Source organism: Actinoplanes sp. NPDC051633, from assembly GCF_040681735.1.
In the GTDB taxonomy this organism is placed as follows: domain Bacteria; phylum Actinomycetota; class Actinomycetes; order Mycobacteriales; family Micromonosporaceae; genus Actinoplanes.
The window spans coordinates 1-6,123 of sequence record NZ_JBFAZH010000406.1 but is presented as its reverse complement, the minus strand read 5'-3'; the positions used below and the strand labels follow the sequence as shown (position 1 = coordinate 6,123).

The 6,123-nt window shown below is 70.0% G+C and carries 6 protein-coding genes; 3 read left to right on the top strand and 3 right to left on the bottom strand.

The window, feature by feature from the left end:
- Positions 1 to 775 (top strand): deoxyribodipyrimidine photo-lyase (locus AB0M20_RS22035; protein ID WP_364300913.1); only part of this gene is annotated, 775 nt, incomplete at its 5' end.
- Between the two features lie 131 nt (positions 776 to 906).
- Here AB0M20_RS22035 and AB0M20_RS22030 read toward each other — a convergent pair.
- Together AB0M20_RS22030 and AB0M20_RS22025 are read right to left on the bottom strand one after the other, a co-directional pair.
- Entirely contained in the window at positions 907 to 1,746 is an 840-nt protein-coding gene (locus tag AB0M20_RS22030; protein WP_364300911.1) for a hypothetical protein, read from the bottom strand.
- Between the two features lie 82 nt (positions 1,747 to 1,828).
- Positions 1,829 to 2,869 carry a serine hydrolase domain-containing protein gene (locus AB0M20_RS22025; protein WP_364300909.1) on the bottom strand — a complete coding sequence of 347 codons (1,041 nt, stop codon included), beginning with the start codon at positions 2,867 to 2,869 and terminating at the stop codon, positions 1,829 to 1,831.
- A 22-nt stretch (positions 2,870 to 2,891) separates the two neighbouring features.
- Between AB0M20_RS22025 and AB0M20_RS22020 the strand changes: the two genes are divergently transcribed.
- Positions 2,892 to 4,265, top strand: coding sequence for an NAD(P)/FAD-dependent oxidoreductase (locus AB0M20_RS22020; protein WP_364300907.1), 1,374 nt, complete (start codon positions 2,892 to 2,894; stop codon positions 4,263 to 4,265).
- Here AB0M20_RS22020 and AB0M20_RS22015 read toward each other — a convergent pair.
- Positions 4,240 to 4,626 carry an ATP-binding protein gene (locus AB0M20_RS22015; RefSeq protein WP_364300905.1) on the bottom strand — a complete coding sequence of 129 codons (387 nt, stop codon included), beginning with the start codon at positions 4,624 to 4,626 and terminating at the stop codon, positions 4,240 to 4,242. The genes AB0M20_RS22020 and AB0M20_RS22015 overlap by 26 nt on opposite strands.
- Before the next feature lie 178 nt (positions 4,627 to 4,804).
- Here AB0M20_RS22015 and AB0M20_RS22010 point away from each other — a divergent pair, with 178 nt between their 5' ends.
- Positions 4,805 to 5,644 (top strand): Rieske 2Fe-2S domain-containing protein, encoded by an 840-nt coding sequence (locus AB0M20_RS22010; RefSeq protein ID WP_364300903.1) that lies wholly within the window; start codon positions 4,805 to 4,807, stop codon positions 5,642 to 5,644.
- Positions 5,645 to 6,123 lie beyond the last annotated feature (479 nt).

Sequence of the window (6,123 nt, the reverse complement as noted above, 5' to 3'; positions counted from 1 at the left end):
GCCGGACGCGCTGGTCGGTGGCGAGACCGAGGGACACCGCCGGGCGGCGACCTGGCTGCGGCACGTCGGCCCCTACGACGACCTGCACAACGATCTGCCGGCCGACGGCACCTCGCGGCTCAGCGCGTACCTCCGGTTCGGTTGTGTCTCGCCGTTGGCCCTGGCCAACGCCGTGCGCAAGCTGGACGGGGAGGGCCCGCAGGCCTTCGTCCGGCAGCTGGCCTGGCGCGACTTCTACTACCAGGTGACCGCGGCCTTCCCCAAGATCTCCACCGACGCCTACCGCAAGTCGGGCGACCTCGAGTGGCGCGACGACGCGGATGCGCTGCAGCACTGGCAGGACGGGATGACCGGGGTGCCGGTCGTGGACGCCGGCATGCGGCAGTTGCAGGCCGAGGGTTACATGCACAACCGGGCGCGGCTGATCACCGCGGCGTTCCTGACCAAGCATCTGGGCATCGACTGGCGGCCCGGGGTGCAGTGGTTCTTCCGCTGGCTGAACGACGGCGACGTGGCCAACAACTCGGGCAACTGGCAATGGGTGGCGGGCACCGGCAACGACACCAAGCCTTACCGAAGGTTCAATCCGATCCGGCAGGCCGAGCGGTTCGACCCCGACGGCGTGTACGTTCGTCGCTACGTACCCGAACTGAAATCGATCGAGGGCAAGGCCGTGCACCAGCCGTGGCGACTGCCCGATGGTCTGCGCCGCGGCCTCGATTACCCGGAGCCGCTGGAGTCGCACCGCGACGAGGCGGTTTGGTTGCGTCCGTAGTTCCCGGCGGCTGAGCCGGCGGGGAAGCGTGCCCTGCCGACCCGTTGCGTTCGTCCGTTCGGCCGGCAGGGCCCGCGTCAACTTGCCCGATGCGCAGATTTCTATGCGGGCCAGTTTCCGGCGGGCAAGTTCTATGCGGGCAAGGCACGCCAAGTGCCGTACCGATGAATCCCGATGCCGCCGAACGCCGGCGCACTCCGCGTGGCCGCATCCACCTTGGCCAGCTCCGCCCGCAGCCGGGTCGCGCCCTCCTCGTGGAAGGTGCAGTGCGTGCAGTCCGGCAGCGGCACGGTCTCGGCGCCCAGCCGCACCCGTTTGCCCGCCGCTGCTCCGCGGCCGAGCCAGTCCCGGCTGACCTCCACGATCGAGTTGGGCCCGGTCGCGGTGTCGCGGTAGCTCATCACGGTGACCGCCGACACGCGCTTGAGCACCTCGTCGGCGAAGTTCGCCTTACCGAACCTGTACTCGCCGTACCAGAACGGCACGTCCGCCTCGAGCGGGACCGTGCTCGCGGTGCGCATCTTGTCGAGCAACGCGAGGAAGGACCGCTGGGTCGTCTCGAGGCTGCCGGACCAGCCATCCGTCAGATACGGCTCGACGTCGAGGTGGATGCCGGCGAAGAGGTTGAGGCGCAGCACCGTCGTCTGCCAGGCCAGCGCGGCCTTGTGATCGGTGACCCACGAGCTGTCGCCGCCCAGCGCGGAGAGCTTGATCCGGCGGGCGTCGGCGCGCATCCGCATGGTCTGCAGCCGGGCCAGATCGCCGTTGGTCCGCACCGACGGAGACACGTACACGAAGATCTCGGAGACCCCGTTCGCCGCGGCCCAATCGACCACCTCGGTGGCCGGATCGTCGCCCCACAGCCACATCGCGCGGGTGTTCGCCGGCAGCGCGGCGATCCTGACCTTGCCCGCGGTCGAAACCGTGGGCAAGGTCAGGGCGGCGGCGACGACCATGAGAATGGCGGTCACCAGCCCGGTCCGCCATCGCCCTCTCATGAACCGCCCCCTCCGCAGTGATCCTTCTTCCGCGGGGATTCAGAATCGGCATCGGCTACGCCGGGTTTAGGGCTTGCTCGATGCGATCCACGGTGGTGAAGTCGCCCAGACGCCGCGTGACGTAGGCAATGGCCAGGTCGTGTGCCGGGTCGGCCCAGGCCGCGTTGCCGCCCAGCCCGCCCATGCCCCACGAACCGTCCGGCTCGATCTGGACGCCCAGGCCCCACACCACCTCGCTGCCGATGAAGTGGTCGAAGCCCTCGAACTCGGCGGTCGCCATCATCGCGCCCACCGGTCGCCGCATGAGCTCGTCGTAGAAGCGGGCCAACCCGACCGCGGTGGCGTGCAGGTTCACCGCCGGCACCGACGCCGACCGCCACAACTCGCTGTTGACCACCGCCAGGTCGCGGGCGCCGGCCGGATTCTCCACCGCCCGCGTCCGGACCGAACCCGGCTCGCCGGCGTTGCGCTCCGGCCAATCCGGTGCGTCGAACTCGAGCTCGGCACACCGCCGCTGATCATCGGCACCCAGCCCGAAACCGAAGTCGGCCCCGAACGGTCCCGCGATCTCCTCGGCCACGAACCGCGCAGGCGACCGGCCGTCGACCCGGCGAACCAGCTCACCGAGCAGATGGCCATAGGTCAGCGCGTGCTCGGCGGCGACCGTGCCCGGCGGCCACTCGGGCGTCGCCGCCGCCAGGTCGGCGCACAGCAGGCCCCAATCGGCCCACGCCTCTGCCGGCCGGGGGACCGGGAACACGGGCAGGCCCGCAGTGTGGGTCAGCGCATGTCGCACCGAAGCACCGCCGGTGAACTCGGGCCAATGTCGCTTCACCGGATCGTCCAGGGCGATCCGCCCGCGCTCGACCAGCAGCAGCACCGCCAGCGCGATCACCGGCTTGGCCACCGAATAGACGTTGACCAGGGTCTCCTCATCCCACGGAACGGTCCGCGCCGCATCACGCCAGCCCTCGCGCAGATCGACCACCACCTTGCCGCCGCGGATGACCGCCAGCGCCGATCCGCCGCGCGGCTCGGCGTCGAACGCCTCGCGCACGGCCTCGAACCCGTTGTCCACAACCCCGTTCGTCGCCATGTCAGTAACTTAGGCTCGCCCTATGACAGAAACGCGGGACGCGGACGTGGTTGTCGTCGGCCTCGGTGTCGGCGGCGAGGAGGCGGCCGGGCGATTGGCCGAGGCCGGGCTGACCGTCGTGGGCATCGAGCACACGCTGGTCGGCGGCGAGTGCCCCTACTGGGGGTGCATCCCGAGCAAGATGATGATCCGGGCCGGCAACGCGCTGGCCGAGGCACGCCGCATCCCCGGGCTGGCGGGTGAGTCGACCGTCACACCGGATTGGACGCCGGTCGCCAAGCGGATCCGCGAACAGGCCACCGACAACTGGGACGACAAGGTCGCGGTCGACCGCTTCACCGGCAAGGGCGGCCACTTCGTCCGCGGCTCGGCGACCATCACCGGCCCCGGCCGGGTGCGCGTCGATGATCAGGAGTTCACCGCCTCACGGGCGCTGATCATCGCCACCGGCACCGCCGCCGTGATCCCGCCGATCGACGGGCTGGCCGGCACGCCGTACTGGACGAACCGCGAGGCCATCGAGGCCGAAACCCTGCCGGAGACCATGATCGTCCTCGGTGGCGGCTCGATCGGCGTCGAGCTCTCCCAGGTCATGGCACGCTTCGGCGTCGCCGTCACCGTCATCGAGGGCAGCGACCGCATCCTGTCGATGGAGGAGCCCGAGTCGTCCGAGACCGCGACCGAGGCCCTCACCAAAGAAAAGATCAAAATCCACACGGGGGTACGCGCACAGCACGTCTCCTACGACGACGGCCGCTTCACGGTGACGCTCTCCGACGGTTCCGAGTTGACCGCCGAACGCCTGCTCGTCGCCACCGGCCGCGCGGCCCGCCTCAAGGATCTCGGCCTCGAGACGGTCGGCCTCGACCCGTCGGCCCGGTTCCTCAGCACGGACGACCGCATGCGCGCCGGCGACAAGATCTGGGGCGTCGGCGACGTCACCGGCAACGGCGCCTTCACCCACATGGCCATGTACGAGGCCGACGTCGCGGTCCGCGACATCCTCGGGCAGGGCGGGCCGGGCGCCGACTACCGCGCGCGGCCCCGGGTCACCTTCACCGACCCCGAGATCGGCGCGGTCGGCGTGACCGAGAAGCAGGCCCGCGAGGCCGGCGTGGACATCCTGGTGGGGCACGTTCCGCTGCCGTACACCTCCCGCGGCTTCATCCACGGGCCGGGCAACGAGGGCTTCATCAAGCTGATCGCCGATCGTGAGCGTGAGGTGCTGATCGGCGGGACGACGGCCGGGCCGGCCGGCGGCGAGATGCTGGGCGCGCTGTCGGTGGCGGTGCACGGCGAGGTGCCGCTGTCCACGCTGCGGAGCACGATCTGGGCGTACCCGACCTTCCACCGCGGCCTGGGCGACGCGCTCAAGGCATTGGCACCTCGGCGGTGACCGTCGTGCCCCACGGCCCCGACTCGATGCGGACTGTGGCGATGCGCCTGGCCAGCCACAGTCCGCGGCCGCCCACCGACCGCACCGGCGGCAGCTCGGTGCCCGCGCTCTCCGGGTCGTCCAGGCCGGGGCCCTGGTCCGTCACCCGGCAGATCAGCCGGTGATCGTCACGCCACAACTGCAGCCGCCCCGCGCCACCACCGTGCTGCACGGCGTTGCCGCACAGCTCGTGCACCAGCAGCACGACGTCGTCAAGCCGTTCCCCGGTGGCGCCCAGCTCGGTGGCGTATGCGCTGACGTCCCCCCGCAGCGGGGTCAACCCGCCGCTTTCGAAGACCCGGTCGAGCACTGGCACACTCACCGCCCGATTGGTCGGCATCCGGCCGGCGGCCCGCGGCGGACCGTTCGGCCGTCGTGACTTCGGCCGGGTCCGGGGCGTGTTGAGTCGCTCGGGCGCAGCAGCCATGTCCGAGATGTACCCACCGAACCGCTGGTTTATAGCGGTCGGCCCCGGGAACCGCTTACCCATGTTGCGACAGATGGTTGCGCGGCTCGAGAAGGCCCGATCACTGGACACGATCAGTGACCGGCTTCAGAAGATCATTACCGGGGCGAGCCCTCAGGTGGTGAAGAACTTCCTGCACGGCACGTGGCTGGGCCATCCCCTGCATCCGGTGCTGATCCACGCGCCGATCGGAGCCTTCCTCTCGGCGGCTGTGCTCGACGCGATCCCCGGCCAGGACAAGGCCGCCGGCACGCTTATCACGGTGGGCGCCGCGGCCAGCCCCGTGACGATCGCCGCCGGGTGGACCGACTGGTCCCAGCTGTCCGCCGCCGAGCGCCGGGTTGGCCTGGTGCACGCCGCGACCAACGCCGTCGCGGTGGGCCTCTTCGTGGCGTCGCTCTCCGCGCGGGCCTCCGGCCGGACCGCCCGTGGCAAGGCGCTCTCCTATGCGGGGATGTCGCTGATGGGCGCTGGGGCGTACCTGGGCGGGCATCTGACCTACTCGCAGGCCGCGGGGGTCAACCAGGCCGCGCCGGATCTGCAGCGCCTGCCGTCCGAGTGGACGGCCGTGGGCGAGCTCGCCTCCCTGCCGGACGGGAAACCTCTGGTCAAGACCGTCGACGACGTGCCGATCCTGCTCTTCCGCAGCGGGGACAAGGTGACGGCGATGCTGGAGCGCTGCTCACACGAGACGGGTCCCCTGGGTGATGGGGATGTCGTCGGTGTGGGCGCCGAGGCCTGCGTGGTGTGTCCCTGGCACGGGAGCACGTTCCGCCTGCGCGACGGGGTGGCCGTGCGCGGGCCGGCGGCCAACGACCAGCCGGTGCTGCGGTCCCGGGTGACCGCCGGTGTCGTGGAGATCGCCCAGCCCTGACGGGCTCGGGAAGTCGGCTGCTTGAGCTGGAACTTTGCCGGACACTGGGGGCCGATTTGGAGGCGCCTGGGAGAGCGGGTATTGTTCTTCCTCGGCAGGGAAACGGGCGAGCTTGCGGCTGAAGCCGCAGCGGCCGTCCTGCCAAGTCTTCCTCTTCAGAGCGCTGAGCGTCGCTGTGCTTCGCTGCGCGCTGTGCAGGGTGCGGACAGACTGGAACGGATGGGTAGCAACCGGGAAATACCGGTTGACACGGCCCGGACGGGACAGTAAAGTGGAGCGAGTGCCCCGCGGACGGGCAGCCCGAGATGGGCAGCAAGTCGGCGGTGTGTGGTTGTTCTTTGAGAACTCAACAGGGTGCTATTGATAAGCCAGTGCCATGAGTAGTTTTCTCTGGCAATTTCTTTTGATTGTCGGGATTTCTTTTCAAGTTTTTGTTGGAGAGTTTGATCCTGGCTCAGGACGAACGCTGGCGGCGTGCT